At 72.1% G+C, this 16,642-nt stretch carries 17 protein-coding genes; 9 read left to right on the forward strand and 8 right to left on the reverse strand.

The genetic code is table 11. The features are described 5' to 3' along the window. Positions 1-125 precede the first annotated feature (125 nt). Positions 126-857, reverse strand: a complete 732-nt coding sequence (locus WME96_RS25880) for a class I SAM-dependent methyltransferase (protein WP_437284267.1) — start codon at positions 855-857, stop codon at positions 126-128. 176 nt (positions 858-1,033) lie between these two features. Here WME96_RS25880 and WME96_RS25885 point away from each other — a divergent pair, with 176 nt between their 5' ends. The 3 genes from WME96_RS25885 to WME96_RS25895 all read left to right on the forward strand — a co-directional run bounded on the left by WME96_RS25885 (position 1,034) and on the right by WME96_RS25895 (position 3,392). After that, positions 1,034-1,831, forward strand: a complete 798-nt coding sequence (locus tag WME96_RS25885) for a phosphotransferase enzyme family protein (protein ID WP_437284268.1) — start codon at positions 1,034-1,036, stop codon at positions 1,829-1,831. A gap of 138 nt (positions 1,832-1,969) precedes the next feature. Then, positions 1,970-2,362, forward strand: coding sequence for a hypothetical protein (locus tag WME96_RS25890; RefSeq protein WP_437284269.1), 393 nt, complete (start codon positions 1,970-1,972; stop codon positions 2,360-2,362). Positions 2,363-2,537: 175 nt separating this feature from the next. Further along, positions 2,538-3,392, forward strand: coding sequence for a hypothetical protein (locus WME96_RS25895; RefSeq protein WP_437284270.1), 855 nt, complete (start codon positions 2,538-2,540; stop codon positions 3,390-3,392). Positions 3,393-3,401: 9 nt separating this feature from the next. Here WME96_RS25895 and WME96_RS25900 read toward each other — a convergent pair whose 3' ends face one another. Genes WME96_RS25900 through WME96_RS25910 form a run of 3 tightly spaced genes read right to left on the reverse strand, consistent with a single transcriptional unit; the run spans position 3,402 to position 5,985 of the window. Further along, positions 3,402-4,739 (reverse strand): SLC13 family permease, encoded by a 1,338-nt coding sequence (locus WME96_RS25900; protein WP_437284271.1) that lies wholly within the window; start codon positions 4,737-4,739, stop codon positions 3,402-3,404. Further along, a complete protein-coding gene (locus WME96_RS25905) occupies positions 4,736-5,458 on the reverse strand; it encodes a hypothetical protein (RefSeq protein ID WP_437284272.1) in 723 nt (240 codons plus the stop codon). The genes WME96_RS25900 and WME96_RS25905 overlap by 4 nt, the downstream gene beginning before the upstream one ends. Then, a complete protein-coding gene (locus WME96_RS25910; RefSeq protein WP_437284273.1) occupies positions 5,458-5,985 on the reverse strand; it encodes a hypothetical protein in 528 nt (175 codons plus the stop codon). The genes WME96_RS25905 and WME96_RS25910 overlap by 1 nt, the downstream gene beginning before the upstream one ends. Before the next feature lie 341 nt (positions 5,986-6,326). Here WME96_RS25910 and WME96_RS25915 point away from each other — a divergent pair, with 341 nt between their 5' ends. After that, positions 6,327-7,076 carry a transcriptional regulator gene (locus WME96_RS25915; protein ID WP_437284274.1) on the forward strand — a complete coding sequence of 250 codons (750 nt, stop codon included), beginning with the start codon at positions 6,327-6,329 and terminating at the stop codon, positions 7,074-7,076. Positions 7,077-7,217: 141 nt separating this feature from the next. After that, positions 7,218-8,015: a hypothetical protein gene (locus tag WME96_RS25920; protein WP_437284275.1), complete on the forward strand. Its 798-nt coding sequence runs from the start codon at positions 7,218-7,220 to the stop codon at positions 8,013-8,015. A 69-nt stretch (positions 8,016-8,084) separates the two neighbouring features. Here the strand turns inward: WME96_RS25920 and WME96_RS25925 are convergent, their stop codons facing one another. Together WME96_RS25925 and WME96_RS25930 are read right to left on the reverse strand one after the other, a co-directional pair. Continuing rightward, the gene (locus WME96_RS25925) at positions 8,085-9,209 is read right to left on the reverse strand and encodes a hypothetical protein (protein WP_437284276.1); all 1,125 of its coding nucleotides are present in this window, start codon (positions 9,207-9,209) and stop codon (positions 8,085-8,087) included. Between the two features lie 191 nt (positions 9,210-9,400). Then, a complete protein-coding gene (locus tag WME96_RS25930) occupies positions 9,401-10,072 on the reverse strand; it encodes a glutathione binding-like protein (RefSeq protein ID WP_437284277.1) in 672 nt (223 codons plus the stop codon). A 79-nt stretch (positions 10,073-10,151) separates the two neighbouring features. On the opposite strand from WME96_RS25930, the gene WME96_RS25935 reads away from it, so the two are divergent. Both WME96_RS25935 and WME96_RS25940 read left to right on the forward strand, forming a co-directional pair. Then, the gene (locus tag WME96_RS25935) at positions 10,152-11,120 is read left to right on the forward strand and encodes a LysR family transcriptional regulator (RefSeq protein WP_437284278.1); all 969 of its coding nucleotides are present in this window, start codon (positions 10,152-10,154) and stop codon (positions 11,118-11,120) included. Positions 11,121-11,285: 165 nt separating this feature from the next. Further along, a complete protein-coding gene (locus WME96_RS25940; protein ID WP_437284279.1) occupies positions 11,286-11,714 on the forward strand; it encodes a YciI family protein in 429 nt (142 codons plus the stop codon). Positions 11,715-11,764: 50 nt separating this feature from the next. On the opposite strand, the gene WME96_RS25945 is transcribed toward WME96_RS25940, so the two are convergent. Continuing rightward, positions 11,765-12,595, reverse strand: coding sequence for an EI24 domain-containing protein (locus WME96_RS25945; protein ID WP_437284280.1), 831 nt, complete (start codon positions 12,593-12,595; stop codon positions 11,765-11,767). A 218-nt stretch (positions 12,596-12,813) separates the two neighbouring features. Between WME96_RS25945 and WME96_RS25950 the strand changes: the two genes are divergently transcribed. Next, positions 12,814-14,319 carry a carboxypeptidase-like regulatory domain-containing protein gene (locus WME96_RS25950; protein ID WP_437284281.1) on the forward strand — a complete coding sequence of 502 codons (1,506 nt, stop codon included), beginning with the start codon at positions 12,814-12,816 and terminating at the stop codon, positions 14,317-14,319. Between the two features lie 144 nt (positions 14,320-14,463). Continuing rightward, positions 14,464-15,669, forward strand: a complete 1,206-nt coding sequence (locus WME96_RS25955; protein ID WP_437284282.1) for an L-dopachrome tautomerase-related protein — start codon at positions 14,464-14,466, stop codon at positions 15,667-15,669. Here the strand turns inward: WME96_RS25955 and WME96_RS25960 are convergent. Next, positions 15,627-16,568, reverse strand: a complete 942-nt coding sequence (locus WME96_RS25960) for a LysR family transcriptional regulator (protein WP_437284283.1) — start codon at positions 16,566-16,568, stop codon at positions 15,627-15,629. The two genes, WME96_RS25955 and WME96_RS25960, sit on opposite strands and share 43 nt — an antisense overlap. Between the last annotated feature and the right edge of the window lie 74 nt (positions 16,569-16,642).

The following is a 16,642-nucleotide window of genomic DNA, read 5'->3' on the forward strand; positions in this document are numbered from 1 at the left end:
CTCCCTGCCACGACCTCGAAGACGCCGCCGCTCGCGGTCGCCCGGGACCGGGCCGCCCTGGAGCGCTGGCTACAACGAGCCCTCACGCGGCGATCGCGGCGGGGGCCTCGCGGTGGACCGCTCCGTCACCTCGCGCAGGAGACGATCTCCGCGTGTGGGCGGCGGAGGTAGTCCGCCCAGTGGTCGGCGCCGAGCGAGGCGATGCCCTCGGGCGAGATCCGCGGCGCGTGCCAGACGATGTCGCGGAAGCCGGCGTCTCGCAGGGCAGCCTCGTAGCTGGGCCGCGTCCAGTGGTAAGCGTCGATCGAGAGCTCCACGCCCGGCCAGGCGGCCTTCAGCGTCACCTTGTCCCCTTCCCTGCCGCGCGAGAACAGCTCGAAGCCGTATCTCCGGTAATACCCTGGATCGGCGAGCTCGATATCGGGGCTCATGCAGATGGACACCAGCCGTCCGCCCGGCGAGACCGCCGCGTGCAGGCTCGCGCACATCTCGCGCACGATCGCCAGCGACGGCGCGTAGTGCAGGAGGTAGGTCGCGGTGACCACGTCGAACGCGCCGAGGTCGCGGGCGTTCACGGCGTCCATCACATGGTACTCGATGCCGAGCGGCTGCTCCGCCTCGAGCTGGCGCGCGTAGGCGATCACCCCCTCGGAGTTGTCGATGCCCACGACGCGCCCCGCGGCGCGCTGCTTGAGTCGACGGCTGTAGAGGCCCGTGCCGCAGGCGACGTCGAGCACGGAGCGCCCGGCGACGTCGCCGAGCGCCTCGAAGAACATGGGCTCTTCATAGAACTTGCGCACGGGGTTCTCGGCGGTGATGTTGATCATGTGTACGAGCGCGTCGTACTGGCTGCTCATGGTCGGCTCCTCGGCTCTCGCCTCGCGGCGGGTGGATCGGGGACGGTACCATGCCCCGAGCAGGCCGAGGCGCAGCGCGGGTCCGCGCCAGGGTGGCCGTTGATCGGCGCCAGGCGCGGTGTGACCTCGACACCGTCTCTCGACCGGCCCGCCCGCGCGTGAGAGGATGGCGCGGCATGGCCGCGAAGGTGGAAGAAGAGGCGGTGTTCCAGGGCGGGATCAACACCGTGCGCCGGCGCGGCGACAGGGTCCACCGGCCCGCGAGCGCGGCGGCGCCGGCGATCCACCGGCTGCTGCGGCACCTGCGGGCAGCGGGCTTCGACGGGGCGCCGGAGCCGCTCGGGTACGACGACGACGGCAACGAGGTGCTCTCGTTCCTCGAGGGCGACGTGCACAACCCCCTTCCGGCCGGGCTGCGGACTCCCGATCTCCTGGCCTCCGCCGCCACGTTGCTGCGCCGCTTCCACGACGCGAGCGCGACGTTCGTGCCCGGGCCGGACGATCGTTGGCAGCTGCCGGCCCGGTCGCCGGCCGAGGTGATCTGCCACGGCGACATCGCGCCCTACAACAGCGTCGTCCGCGACGGCCGGGTGGTGGGCTTCTTCGACTTCGACGTCGCTCACCCGGGCCCGCGGCTGTGGGATGTGGCGTACGCGGTCTACCGGTTCGCCCCGCTCCACGCGCCGACCAACCCGGACAGCGCCGGCAGCCCGGAGGAGCAGGCGCGGCGGGTGGCCCATTTCTGCCGCGCCTACGGCCTCGAGCCCGGGGCCTCGCTGCTCGACGCCGTCACCGACCGGCTCGCGGCGCTCCTCGCCTCCATGCGCGCGCGGGCCGAGGCCGGCGAGGCCGCGTCGCTGGCGCACATCGCCGCGGGCCACCCCGCGCTCTACGAAGAGGACATCCGCTACCTGCGGGCCCAGCGCGACCTCCTGCTGCGGGTCTTCGCCGCTCCCCCGGTCGACCCGGGCTGAGCCCGGCGCGGGCGCCTCACGGCGCATGTCCGTCACCGCCGCGCGCCGGACAAGGAGGCCAGGGACGTTGCCAGCCCGGTGACGGCGGCGCTTGCGGTCGACCCCTGCGGGCACCACACGGCCGGCGAGGGAACGACCATGACAAGACACCAAGCCGAGACGCCGGACAAGCACCCGGCGGAGTACGAGAGCGACCTGAACCCCAACGCCATGGCGGGCCAGAACATCGGCGCGCCCTCGCCGGCGGACGACACCATGCCTGCCGTCGACCTCAAGGAAACCCACGTCCTGCTCCCCGAGCTCAACAAGGATGAGCTGCGGGCTCTGCGGATCATCCGGCCGGGCCGGCGCCTGGAGCAGAACGCGACGTACATCGACCTGAACGACCGCGAGCGCGGCGAGTTCACCGTCACCGGCGAGAAGGTGACCAGACCCGACGACCTGATCGTGGCCAAGAAGCACACGGACTACGAGCTCTGGAACCGGCTCCGCGGCCTGCACGGCGCGAAGCGCACCGGCACCGATCGGTAACCGGGCACGGAAGCGGCGGGCCCCAGCGGTTGACTGCGCCCCACCACGAGGGCCGAATACCACGGCCCCGCTCGTCTGCCTCGCTGGCGACCGGCGCGGGCCCTGGACCACGGCTCGCTCGGCCTCCGGCCGGCAGCCCTCGTGGCGGACTCACGCCGGGGAGATACGTGCTTCGATGAGCGACACAACCGATGTTCACGCCTTCGCGCAGCTCGTCCTGGATGGCGTCGACTGCGGCCCGATCCAGAAGCTCGAGGGGAGCGGCGGTGCCCGGAGCAAGATCGCTTCGGTGCCCCACGAGCCCGTCACGCTGCACATCGGCATGGGGATGGGCGCCCCCATGATGGACTGGATCCAATCGGCGCTCGGCGGGCAGCCGATGCGCAGGAGCGGCTCGCTCGAGATCGCGGACGACAGGCGCGCAGCCCCGGTGACTCGCGCGTTCGAGGACGCGACGATCACCGGGATCACGCTCCCGGCCTGTGACACCGCGGCCGGGCAGCGCACCGCGCTCCTGGTCGTGACGATCTCGCCCTCGGTCGTGCGCGAGCAGAAGGGCGACGGCGGCGTCCTTGCGGCGCCGCAGCAGAAGAAGCTGAGGCCGCTTTACCCGTCGCGCTTCAAGCTCGCCATCGACGGCCTGGAGAAGGAGTGCTCCAGGATCTCGAAGGTCGATTCGCTCACGTTCGAGCAGAAGACCGTCGTCGATACGGTGGGCGAAGGCAGCGAGCAGCCCGCCGGATCCACCAAGCTCGAGCTCCCCCACCTCCGGGTCTCCGCGGACGCAGCGGATCTCGGGGCGTTCAGGGCCTGGCACGAGGAGTTCTTGGCCTGCAGCGAGAAAGGCACCTGCGCCGACGGCGACGGGTGCCGCAACAAGCAGGGCCGCCTCGCCTACCTCGACCCTGCGGGGAACGAGCTGCTCTCGCTCGAGCTGAGGCGCCTCGGCGTCGTCAAGGTCTCGACCGGGAGCACGGCGAGCGCGACCGTCGAGATCTCCTTCGAGAGCGCCACCCTGAAGCTCGGATGAGCGGTCGCGTCATCGCGCCGCCCAGAGGGCGAGGAGCGCGTACGCGATCGCCACGGCCTGGATGACCGAGAAGCTCAGGAGGCCGGCCGGCAGGAAGTCGAAGAAGCCGAACCGGATGGGCTCGCCGTCGGCGTCCCGCAGGTCGGCGCGCTCGGTGAGCGCCTGCGCGAGCGGGCCCGACGTGGCGGCGGTCAGGAAGAGCGAGCTGCCCGCGCAGACCGACAGGGCGAGGCCGACATAGACCGCGGGGCCCGGGAGCCGCGCGGCCAGCGACTCGGCGACCTCGAGCAGCGCCGCCATGCTCGGGCCCGCCGAGAACAGCCCCGTGATCACGCCGGCCAGCACCAGGAACACGACGAGCTGGACCGACGGCGCGACCGGCAGCCGCTCCAGCGAGCGCGAGACCTCCTCGAAGAGGCCGGTGCGCCGCACCGCCGCGACCATCACGAAGAGCGAGAACAGGAAGAGCACCGCCTCGATGTCGAGCCCCGTCCTCGCGAGCTTCTCGCCGAGCCTGCGCGCCATGAGCAGCGCCGCGCCGGTGCCCAGCCAGCACACGAGCTCCGGGCCGACGCCGAGCTCGGCGGGCAAGAACAGCCACGCGGCCACCATCGCGCAGAGCGAGGCGGCCGCCGGCGCGAGGAGGCGCCGGTCGACGCGGACCCGCCGGTGCAGCGCCTCCATCGCGGCGCGCGTGAGCCGCGCCGAGACCGGGTCGCGCGGCACGCCCGCGGCCGGGCGCACCGCGAAGCGCACGACGAGCAGCAGCGCGGCGAGCGCGCAGAGCGTCGCCGGGGCGGCGCGCGCGAGGTAGCCCCCGAACGTCATGCTCCCCCGGCCGAGCAGCAGGATGGCCGGGAAATCGCCGATCGGGGTGGCGGCCCCGCCGAGGTTGCAGGCGACGAGCAGGAGGCCGAGGAGCCAGGAGACGTACCGCTGCCGCGTGCCCATGAGCTTGAGCAGCGCGTGAAGCACCGGCAGCACGAGCACGAGCGCCGTGAGGTTGTTGACGACGCTGCTCACGACGTACATCGCGATCGAGAACACGAGCAGGACGCGGAACGGATCGGCGCCGCTCAGCCGCGTCGCCACGACGGCGAGCCGATCGAAGAGCCGCGAGGCCGCGAAGAGCTGGGAGAGCAGCCCCAGCGTCACGAGGATGACGAGCACGTCCCACGGCACCTCGGCGAGCAGGCGCTGCGTGGTCGCGACCCCGAGCAGCGTCGACGCGAGGCAGGCGAGGGCCGCGCCGCCCGTGACGATGAGCACGCGGCGCGACGGCACGAGGGCCTGGAGCAGCAGCGCGCCGAGCAGGATGGTGAAGAGGGCGGCCTGGGTCGCCGTCACGTCGCCTCGCGCGCGGGCGTGAGCGCGCGCGGGTGGCCCGCGCCGCCCCTCTCGATCTCGGGCGCGGCCGCGCCCGAGGGCGGCCGCACGAGGCGCGAGAAATCGCCCGGGCTCGTCTCGACCATCCAGCGCGGGTACACCGTCATGGGCTGGCCGAGGATGTCCCAGCCGATCAGCGATCGGAACTGGGTCCGCACGTCGGGGCCCGAGACGCGCAGCCACGAGGGGCTCACGTGCGCCGCGTGCCCGTCGGTGCCGTAGACGAAGGTGAGCAGCGCGCTCCTCCGCCCGGCCCAGCGCTGGAGCTCCGACAGCCCCACCGGCTCCATGAGCCCGTCGTAGTTCGCGAGCACCCGGCGGAAGTCCGGATCGAGCCCGCCCGCGTCGGTGACGAGGCCCACCTGGACGCCGGAGAGCCGCGGCACGAGGGCGTCGAGGCAGTCGGCCTCCAGCCCGACCACGAGCAGCCGGGTCACGCCGCGGAGCGCGTCGAGGACGCCCGCGGGGTCGAGCGAGGCCTCCGCGCCGCCGGAGAGCCGCTGCTCGGCGATGAAGTCGAGGACGGGGAACTCGCGCCCGAGCTGGTCGCGGGCCTCGCTCACGAGCGGGGCGCCGCCGGCCTCCATCAGCTCGCGGACGAACAGGCGCGCCGCCGAGCGCATGCCCAGCTCCGCGGCCACCATCCGGAACGCCTGTCCGAGCGCGGGCGGCAGCGCCATCAGGCGGTCTCCGCGCCGGCGCGGGCGCGCGCGGCGCGCGCGAAGAGGGCGTCGAGCAGGCAGACCATCGCGGCGTTGGCGAGCGCGTGGTGCGGCGGGCCGTCGGTGAGGCAGTCGACGAGCGCGGCGAGCTCCGGCGAGCCCCTCGGGGCGAGGCGCGCGAGCGGGGCGAGCGGGATGGTCAGCGGGTAGTCGTGATCGTCGCCGCGCGCGAGGTGCGGCGGCAGGCGGATCGGGACGGGCAGCGACTCGCCCGCGGGCGCGCCGCCCTCCCCTGGCCCGAGCTCCTCGAGCAGCAGGCCGAGGAGGCAGACCAGCGTGTAGCTCGCGCCGCGGTGGTGGACGGGGCCCTCTCCGACGATGCACCGGACGACGAACGCGCGCTCCTCCGCGTCGGGCATCCAGGGGGCGAGCAGCGCGTCGAGCCTGTCGGGCCGGATGAGCCCCGACACGACCGACGAGGGCAGCGGCGCGTGGCGCGGGCCGTGGTGCGGGCCGTGAGGCCGAGGAGGTCGATGAGACGGCATGAGACAGGCTCAGCGTAGCTCCCCGGCGCGGCGCCGATCCAGGCGGAGTGCGCCGGGTCATGCCGCGCACAGCACCGCCATGCGCATGCCGGTCGTACAAGCACCGCATTCGACCGCACACCCGCGCTCGTCGCGCTCACGAGCGACGCCATCGGAAGTGCGGTGAAGCTCACGCTCAACACCGTCGCAGGGCCGACCTACATCGCTCCTTGAGCTCCTCCGCGCGCCATACACGCCGCTTCGTCATCCCACGCTCAGCCCGCTTGCCCGCGATGGACAGGCCCCGCGACGACATCGATTTCGCTCGACGAACCTGCGGCCTTTCGGCGTAGCGTTGTGTCATGCCCCTGCGACGCGATCACGCCCTCTCCTGCACAACGCTCCTGATCATCGCGTGTGGACTGGCCGGCTGCGGCAAGGCCTCCACGCGCCCTGCGGCCGCGCCGGAGCCCGCGGCCGCGTCGGACGCCGCGGCCGCGTCGCTGACGATCCGGCGATCGGCGGACGACATCATCCTCGCGGCGAGGCTGCCGGCCGAGACAGCGCCGCGCGCGTCGTTCGAGATCCACCGCCTCGACGCCCACGCCGCGTGCAGCGCGGCGCAGGCGCGCCTCGCCGCCAGCGTGAACGTGAACGCGAGCGCGCGCGCCGACGTGGGGTCCGGGCCGAGCGCGCTCACCGTGTCGAGCCTCGTCATCGGCGGCCTCGGGCTCGCGGGCGGGATCACGACCACGGTGCTCGCCGCGGGCCTCGAGGCGCCGCCGCTGCCTGCGCCTGGCACGCCGTCGCTCCCGGACGCCGAGCCGCCGGACATCGAGGGCAAGACAGGGGTCATCGTGGCGGGTGTCCTCACCGGCGTCGTCGTCGTGGGCGCGGTGGTCGGGACGCTGCTGCTCGCCGGCGGTGACGACAACGAGGACGAGCAACGCAAGCGCAAGCTCGACCTCAACCTGGGTGGCCCCGGCGCGCGGGGGCTCCGCGACGCCCTCCGCGACTTCGAGATCGCGTGCCCGGACGAGCCGGCCGAGGACGCCCTCGCCGGGTGCATCGAGAAGGCGCGCGCCCTCCGCAGGACCTGCGCGGCCCGGTGACGCGACGCGGCTGCCGGAGCGGTACCGCCGCGGGCGCGTGCTGGTGCGGCCCCGCGTGATCGCGTGAAGCGCCTCGCCTCGCCGCACCGAGAGCGCTTACGCTGTGCCCCGGAGCCGGCGCACACGGGTCCAGGAGACGAGATGAAGCGCATTCACCTGTTCGAGCTGGAAGACTTCCCCTGGTTCCCGGGCTGGCTGCGGACCTGCATGACGCGCCTGATCGTGACCATGCACAGGGCGCTGGGCTCGAGCGAGGAGCTGGCCGAGCTGATCGCCAGGGCGCTCACGGCGTCGGGCGCGTCGCGCATCATCGACCTGTGCTCCGGGAGCGGCGGGCCGATGCCCGACGTACTGCGGACCCTGAACACGAAGCCTGGGCTCGAGCGGGTCACGCTGACGCTGACCGATCTGTACCCCAACACGGAAGCCGCTCAGCGCATCAACGGCCAGGAAGGGAGCAACGTCTCGTACCGGCTCGACCCGCTGGACGCCACGAAGGTGGACGGCGAGACGGCGGGGCTCCGGACGATGGTCAGCAGCTTCCATCACATGAAGCCGGACGTCGCAAGGAAGATCCTGGAGTCGGCCCAGCAGAGCAGGCAGCCCATCTGCATCTTCGAGATCAGCGACAACAGCTTCCCGCGCTTCCTCTGGTGGACGGCGCTGCCGGTCAGCTTCGTGATGTGCCTGCTCATCACGCCCCTGGCGAGGCCCATGACCGCGCGGCAGCTCGTCTTCACCTACCTCGTCCCGATCATCCCCCTGTGCTTCGCCTGGGACGGCGCGGTCTCGAACGCGAGGACCTACACGCTCGGCGACCTGGACGAGCTGCTGCAAGGGCTCGACGACGAGGGCTACCGGTGGGAGAAGGGCGTGATCCGCGGGAAGGCCAGGAAGCTCTACCTGCTCGGCCTCCCGACCCAGGGCGCCGGCGGCTGAGCCACCGTATCCCGCGCCGGGGCTGCTGAGTTGCTGGATCGACGCGCGATCGCCTCGGGACGCGCGGGCTCAGAACAGCTCGATGTCGTCGATCTCGAGGCTCACCGGCTGCCCCGCGGGCGTGCGCCAGCGCAGGTCCACGATCGACCACGTCTCGACTGGCCACTGCTCGGCGCTCCAGCCCGGCAGCGCCAGCTCCGACCAGCGCAGCTCGACGGTGGCCCACTCCGGTCCTGGCGAGAGGTCGACGCCGTGTCTGTCGCAGGGCCAGCACCCGTTGCCCACGACGCTGGTCGCACCGGCCTCGAAGCGGACCGTGGAAGCCTGGGAGCGGATCTTGAAGCGGATGCCCTCGAACGCCGACACGTTGACGGGCCAGACGTCGAACGCGAGCGCGACGCCGGCGCCCGCCCCGGTCGGGACCGCCGGGGAGGAGATCCCGAGCGCCGTCGGGCTCGCGGGCCCCGCCACGGGGAACAGCTCGACCCACGGGACGGTCCCGTCGCTGTACGTCGCCCACGGCCCGAGGAACGGCAGGAAACGGTTCGCGCGCGGCTGGGCGTCGACGAAATCGCCGTCCTCGAAGTCCTCGATCACAGAACCCGTCGGCGCGCAGAAGGGCTGCGCCTGGCAGTCCGGATCCGCGCAATCCACGAGCCCGTCCATGTCGTCGTCGCCGCGGTCGCTGCACGCGGTCGCGGTGTCCTCTCGCGCCGGCGTGATGTCGTCGACGGCGATGTTGATATCGAGCGTCCCCTGGTCGAAGGAGACGGAATCACCGGTCACCCGAAACGTGAATACGGCCGTCGACACCGAGGCTTCGCGGACGTTGACCGAGAGCGGGTTCGGCGACGTCAGGCCCGCCTCGACAGGCTCGTAGCCGGAGCCGGTCCATCGCTCGATGATCCAGCCGGGATCGAGCCTCACCTCATAGCGGCCCACCGGCAGCACCTCGGTGACCACCGCCGCGTCGCCGTCCCCGCCGACCCGCCTGTCCGTCGGGCCGCTCAGATCGAACCACGCGTTCGACAGGCGGTATAGCGCGCCAGAGCTCCCGTTCCCGAGGAGCGCGAGGCTGATCGAGCCGACATCGGACGCCTGCTCGGCGTCGCCCGGCGCCTCCGGTCCACAGCCGACCGGCACCGCAGCGAACGCCAGCACCGAACCCATGAAGAGCTGTCGCAAGGTTCTCATGATGGCTGCGTATCAAAGACGCTCGCGCACGGGAAGCGGCGGCATTGAAAGGCACGAACTCGGCGCGCGTCTTTTCCCGCGCGCATTACCGCGTCTCTCCCGCTGCAGCGCCGGCGCATGTCGGCGCGTGTCACGAACACGGGCGCTTCGACGCACCTCGCGCACGACGCGCGCCGGCCGCGCCCCCGCCCTCACCGATCGTCCACGGCAGGCTCCGCGCGCGCAGGAGCGGCCTTCGCGTGCCGCTCGATCTCCCGGGCATAGCGCGCGCGCTCCTCGGCGAAGGCGCGCGCGACGCTCGGGCGCTGCAGGAGGCGCGCGTGGTACGCGGGCAGCGACGGCCAGGTCTTCAGGTCGACGGGCGTGACCTGGGACCAGTTGAGCACCGTGAAGAGGTAGGCGTCCGCCACCGAGAAGCGGTCGAGCAGGAACTCCCGCCCAGCGAGCCGCCCGGCCACCCAGCCGAGGCGCGCGTCGGCCTTCGAGAGCGCATAGGCCTTCGCCTCGGCCGGCGCCGCCCTGTCCAGGAGCGGCACGTAAAGCGCCTTGTGGAGCTCGGTCCCGACGAACGAGAGCCATTGCCGGAGCCGCGCCCTGCCGAGCGGATCGGGCGGCGCGAGCTCGGCCTCCGGGTACCGGTCCGCGATGAGCTGCAAGATCGCCGCGTTCTCGGTGACGAGCTCGCCGCCCTCGACCTCGAGCGCGGGCACGAGGCCGAGCGGGTGGATCGCGCGGTAATCGGCGCCGTCCTCGGTTCGCTTCGTCTTCGGGTCCACCTCGACGAACGAGGCCTCGGCGCCCGCCTCGTAGAGGGCGATGCGCGAGGCGAGAGAGCATGCGAGCGGGGAGAAATAGAGCTTCATGAGCAGCACCTCCTGACGACGACGAACGTGCCTCTCCCGGGCCTGTGCGTCCAACGCATCGTCGTGATAGGGTCGATGCGTGTCACGCATAACCGATCTGCCTGCGCCCTCATCGCTCGCGCCGCGGCCCCAGCTCGAGGTCCGCGATCTGGAGCTCGCCCTCGCGCTCGCGGCCGCCGGCACCACGGCGGGCGCCGCGTCGGCGATGCACATCACGCAGTCCGCCGTGAGCCGGGCGCTCGCCCTGGCCGAGGAGCGGCTCGGCGCGCGCCTGTTCGAGCGCACCGCGCGCGGGGTCACGCCGACGGCAGCGGGAGAGCGGCTCATCGCGGGCGCCGGGCTCGTGCTCGCGCAGCTCCGGGAGCTCGAGCGGGAGGTCGCGGCGCCACCCGCCGCGACGACGCGCGTCCGCCTCGTGTGCGAGTGCTACACGGCCTACCGCTGGCTGCCCTCGGCGATGGCGAACCTCCGGCGCAGGCTGCCCCGCCTCGAGGTGGAGCTCGCCGTGGAGCACACCCAGGATCCGGTCGGCGCGCTCGCCCGGGGCGACATCGACGTGGCGCTGCTCACCACCGCGGCGCTGCCGGTCGCCCGCGAGGCGCGCGCCGCGCTCGTGGAGCGGCCGCTCTTCTCGGACGAGGTCGTCTTCGTGGTGGCGACCGCGCACCCGCTCGCCGCGCGGGCGTCGATCACGCGCGACCACCTGCGGCAGAGCCCGCTGATCACGTCGAACACGCCGCCGGCCGAGGCGCGCTGGTTCATGACGACCGTCTTCGGCCGCCAGAAGCCCAGGCTCGAGTTCCTGCGCTTTCCGCTCACCGAGGCCGTGATCGACGCGGCGCGCGCCGGCATGGGGATCGCGGTCCTCTCGGAGTGGATGGCGGACGGGTACCTCGACGGCGGCGACCTCGCGGTGAAGCGGCTGTCGTCCGGCCCGCTGCGCCGTCCCTGGCGGATCGCGTACCGGCGTGCGTCGGCCGACGCCGCGGAGCGCCTGGTGACCGCGCTCGAGGGCTCGGCGCCCCGGCTCCACCGGCGCGCCGGGTGAGGGGCGCCGGGGCGCGGCCTCGGGGCGCGTCGACGCTTCCCGAAAAAAAAGTCGCGTGGCGTGTCGATCGCGCGGGCCCCCGTTCGTCGTCCCATCGAGGCGGGGGCTCACCCCCGCCGAGACCGCCCCGAAGCCGAGCTTCCAGCGAGAGAAGGAGACACGACCATGCGGTTCATGATGCTGATGATCCCGAGGGGGTACGAGAGCGCAGCGCCGGGCACCATGCCGGACGCGAAGGCCGTCGCCGCGATGACGAAATACAATGAATCCCTCCAGAAGGCCGGCGTGCTGCTCGCCCTCGACGGCCTCCACCCGCCCTCGATGGGCGCGCGCATCGCGTTCCCCGGGGGGAAACCCCAGGTGACCGACGGGCCGTTCGCCGAGGCGAAGGAGGTGCTCGGCGGCTACTGGATGATCGACGTGAAGTCGAAGGAAGAGGCGATCGCGTGGGCGTCGCGCTGCCCCTGCTCGGACGACGGCGTGATCGAGATCCGCCAGGTGCAGGAGTTCTCGGACTTCCCCGCCGACGTCCAGGAGGCCGCGGCCGGGTTCGCCGAGATGCAGCGGCAGGCCGCGCGGACCGAAGCGTCGTAGCCTCCGCGAGAAGTCTGACCTTCTCCCGCCGACCGCCGCCCGCCCGAGCCTCAGCGCGGCGCTCGCTGCGTGGCCTCCCACCGCTCCAGCGTGACGACGAGCCGAGCCGCCCCGAGGATGCCGGCCGGGAGCACGATGAGCAGCGAGCAAGGCAAGAACGAGAGCAGCGCGAGGCCGAAGCCGAAGCCCATCACCGCGGCGAAGTTCCGGCGCACGAAGGCGACCCGCGCCGCCACGGGCACGCCGCGGATCGACAGCGGGCAATCGCAGAGGTCCCAGGCCCCCGCGAGCGCCGTCACCGCGAGCTGAAGCGGGACGATGACGACGCTCGCCGGCGCGAAGAGGAGACCCACGACGCCGAGGACGATGAGGATCGGGAGCGTGAAGGCGAGCGCCACGAGCGACGACTGCAGCGCGCGCCACATGTCCGCGAAGAAGGCGACCTCCGGCCACGCGGGCGCCCCGAGGTCGGCCTCGGCCCTGCGCACCATCCGCTCCAGCGCGGGCCCCGAGAGCGGCTTCGCGAGCGCGAACGAGATGGCGAGGGCGGCCACGAGCACCACCGCGAGCGAGAGGATCCTCAACACGACCATGAGCGCGGTCCAGAGCGCCCCCGCCCCCGGCTCCTTCACGATCAGCTCGACGAGCGACGGCGCGAGCTTCACGCCGGCGACGGCGAGCGCGACCGTGAGCACGAGCGCGAGGCCCGTGGGGACGAGCGCGAGCGGCCAGAGGTCCGGCGTGCGGAAGAGGTACCCGTAGCCGCCCAGCATGGCCTTGAGGCCCGCGCCGAAGCCGGGGCGTTCGAGCGGCACGAGCCCCCCGGGCCGGAGCTGCGCGGGCGCGGTGGGAGAGCCGGGGGGAGCATCGGGGGTGATCATTCGGCCACGAACGTCTCAGCGGTCGGGCGTCCAGTCAACGCCTTCCGCGCGCTCGTGGATCCCGGCAGCCGCAACGGCACACTGCATACCTCCTCGTGATGTATCCGTGAAGTAATGTGAAATCGTTTCAACGATCCGGCGCCAAGCCTCCTTCGCGGCGCAGAATCGGGCGCGCGCAGCCGCGCGCGTCTTCTCCTGTCGTGAAAGGATCCTTGTCGATGGAAACCAGGTCTCGCCGCCTCACCGCACGCCTGCTTGCGTTCGCCGCCCTCACCGCCACGTCCTGCGGAGCCGAGCCGCCGGCGGAGCAACGTTCGTTCGACAGCGACGAGGCGGCGCTGGGCGGCTCGGTCGCGATCGCAGGGCACGTCGGCAACGACGCGTCGAACGCGGGCATGAGCGGCGTCACCGTGCAGCTCACCGGTCCTGTGATCGTGTCGACCGTCACCGACAGCCACGGCAACTTCATCTTCACCAGCTTGCCCGTGGGGTCCTATACGCTCACCCCCTCCAAGCCGAGCGCGACGATCACGCCGAGCTCGGTCGACCTGGACAACGTCTCGGCCGACCAGATCCAGAACTTCACCTGTGCCGGCGCCTGCGGCGCGGGACCCGCGGTCGACCCCTACAAGGAGATCGCGATCGTCGACCCCTCGGTCACCCAGGACGCGCGCGCCTCGAACGCGACGGGCGGGCCGTGGAGCTTCCGGTACCTGATCGAGCAGATGACCCCCTCCGGCGTCGATCCCGCGGACTTCGTCGCGGAGTGGCTCGAGGGGCTCCAGCCGCTGACGGTCAACGGTTATCCCACGTCGACCCGGGCTACGACGTCGCTGCTGAACCTCTGGCCGACGCGGCCGGATGGCAAGCTCGACCTCGCGCAGGCGCCGTTTCAGCTCCGCGGCATCTTCAACCGGACCGACCTGCACGCGGACGGCAGCGGCGAGGCGCGGTTCGTGTTCGGCATCATCCCGCCAAACCACTTCATCGGCGGGATGACGGTGATCTTCGAGTACCGCCTGCCGAACAACTCGCTCGTGACGGACCGGCATAACTGGATCACCCGGTTCCACGCGCTGGGGCAGTACGCCTTCGGCCCCCAGTACAACGAGGAGCTCCACGAGATCACCGACCTGTTCACGCAGCGCGGCGCCGCGCGCAGCACGCCGGGCAACCCCAACGCGAGCGCGCTCGGCCAGCTCCGCACGAGCGAGGACCTGATGGGCGCCCCCTGGTCGTGGCGGGAGTTCCACCTCGTGCCGGAGCCGACCGGCTACCGCGCGTTCCTGCGGCTCGTCGAGGCCGCGCAGACGCCGGACCAGCAGCTCAACGGCGACCCGGGCCTCGAGGCCTTCCTGCTCGCGAACCGCACCGGGATCATCGCCGGCGTCACGCCGCTCGACCCTCAGTTCCTCGGGGGCGAGGCGGAGGGCAACATCGTCCCCTCCGCCACGAAGTGGGTCTTCTCGAACACGGACGAGCCGCTGCGCCACGCGTTCGCCGGCCAGACCTGCAATGGGTGCCACAACGCCGAGACCGAGCAGCTCGCCACCTTCTATCACGTGGCGCCGTTTGCGACGCCCGGCCCCGACGGTACCGGGGTCCTCTCGAGCTTCGTCAAGCAGGTCGAGATCCCGCGGCGGGTGAGCTTCATGCAGAACCGGCTCACCTGCAGCTCGCTCGCGGGGGACTGCTCGCCAGGGTCCGAGTCGGGCGCCCCGTGATCGGCGCTGTCGCCCTCGGGGAGGAGATGGGAGCCCGGGTCGAGCCATCTTCAACGAAATGCTGAAACTGTTTCCACGTGTCGTCGCTTGTCCGTGAGGGCGCGCTCCTCAAGCATGGAGGACCACCACGACGAGGAGACGAGAATGCATCGGTTTGCCCATCTCAATCTCAAGCTCGCGAGCCTGGCCGCGGGCGCGGCCCTCACCGCGGGCGCGGCGGCCTGCAGCGACAGCACAGGCCCGGCGCGGTCGCCGCAGGCCACGCTCGAGGTCCATGCCCGGCTCGACGCGACCGGCGTCGGCGGCATCACCCAGATGCCCGACGGCCGGGTCATCATCGGCTTTCACCCGTTCTACAATCCCGAGGTGCAGGTGGCGCTGCTCAACCCGGACCGGAAGTCCACGACACCGTACCCGAGCATGGAGTGGCAAAGCTGCAAGAACGCCGACGGCAGCTGGAAATCCGACTTCAACGCCTGCCTGGACTGGGTGCTCGGCCTGCACACGGATCCGCACGGCGTCCTGTGGCTGCTGGACTCGGCCAGATCCACGGACAAGGCGGCGGGGCGCCCCGCTGGCCTCGTGCCCAAGCTCGTCGGGTGGAACACCCACAAGAACGAGCTCGAGCGCGTCCTACCCATCTCGCCGGAAGCGACGCTCACCGAGTCGCAGCACAACGACTTCGTCGTGGACCTGAAGCACGGCGTGATCGTGATCGCCGATGAGGCCATCGGCGAAGGCTCGGGCGGCGTCGGCGACAAGGCGGCGCTCGTGGTGGTGGACCTCGCCACCGGCGAGAGCCGGCGCCTCTTGCAAGGCCATCACAGCGTGATGCCCGTGAAAGAGCCGATCCGCTGGGACGTGGGTCAACCCACGAGCGGCGCCGTCGACCTGTACGTGGGCGTCGACGGCATCGCCCTCGACAAGAAGCGCGAGTGGCTCTACTTCGCCCCGCTCAACGCTTACGAGATGTACCGGATCCGGATGAGCGACCTCCTGGACACGTCGCTCACCGCCGCGCAGCTCGGCGCGAAGGTGGAGACCTACGCGGACAAGCCGTTCAACGGCGGCCTGTCCATCGACGAGGACGACAACCTGTACCTCACCGAGGTCGGCGAGCGCGCCGTGGGCGTCATCCCGTCCGACACCCGCCGATACGAGCGCCTCGTCAGCGCCCCGGACATGGTCTGGCCGGACGGCGTCACCTTCAACAGCGATGGCACGATGTACACCGGCGCGGCGCAGCTGTCCCTGACCAGCGCGCTCCAGGCCGACGGGGTGGCCAGGAACAAGGCGCCCTACCTCGTCTATCGCTTCAAGCCCCTGGCGCCGGGCGCGCCGGGCTTCTGAGGCGAGAGCTCGCGGAGCTTCGCCGCGAGGAAATCGACGAGGGCGCGCACCCGCGCCGGCACGAAGCGATGGCTCGGCAGGAGGGCGTTCAGCGGATAGTGCTCCCCCTGCCAGCCGTGCAGCAGGCGAACCAGGCGGCCCTCGCGCAGGTCGTGCACGAGATCCAGCTCGGATTTGTAGAGCAGGCCGGCGCCGTCGAGGGCCCACTGGTGGGCGATGGCGGCGTCGTCCGTGTCGCGGTCGCCGTCGACGCGCACCTCGGTCCATGCGCCGTCCTTCTCGAAGCGCCAGGCCACGTGCCGCTTGTGGTTGACGTGGAAGGTCAGGCAGTTGTGCTGGGCCAGGTCCTCGGGAGAGCGCGGCGGCGCGCGCCGCGCGAGGTACGCGGGGGAAGCGCAGAGCACGCGGCGGGTCGTGGAGAGCGCCCGGGCCACCAGCCGGGAATCGCTGAGCTCGCCGTAACGCAAGGCCAGGTCCACGACGTCGCGCATCACGTCCTGCACGCGATCGGTCACGGACAGGGCCAGGCGCACGCCCGGATGGGCCGCAACGAACTCGTCGAGCCAGGGCAGGAGCACGCTGCGCGCGAGATCCGACGGGGCCGCCACGCGCACCGTGCCCACGAGCGAGCGGCGCTGCGACGCGAGCTGCGCCTCGCCTTCTTGCAGGAGCTCGAGCGCGCGGGCGGCGTAGTCCAGGAGGATCTGGCCCTCCGGCGTCAGGCGCAGCGCGCGCGTGGACCGCTCGAACAGCCGCTCGCCCAGCCGCGCCTCCAGCCGCTTGAGCATGGCGCTGGCCGCGGCCGGCGTGACGCCCAGGGCCCGCGCCGCCGCCGTCAGCGTCCCGCGGCGGGCCGTCTCCACCAGCACGCGCAGATCGTCGATGTTCTCGATGCTCACGTGGCCAGTCTCGCCCGGGGAGCGCGCGAGCGCGATCGCGGAGCGACGGCGAGGACGCCCCTGCAGGCGGAGCT

Source organism: Sorangium sp. So ce406 (assembly GCF_051474675.1).
In the GTDB taxonomy this organism is placed as follows: Bacteria; Myxococcota_A; Polyangia; order Polyangiales; family Polyangiaceae; genus Sorangium; species Sorangium cellulosum_G.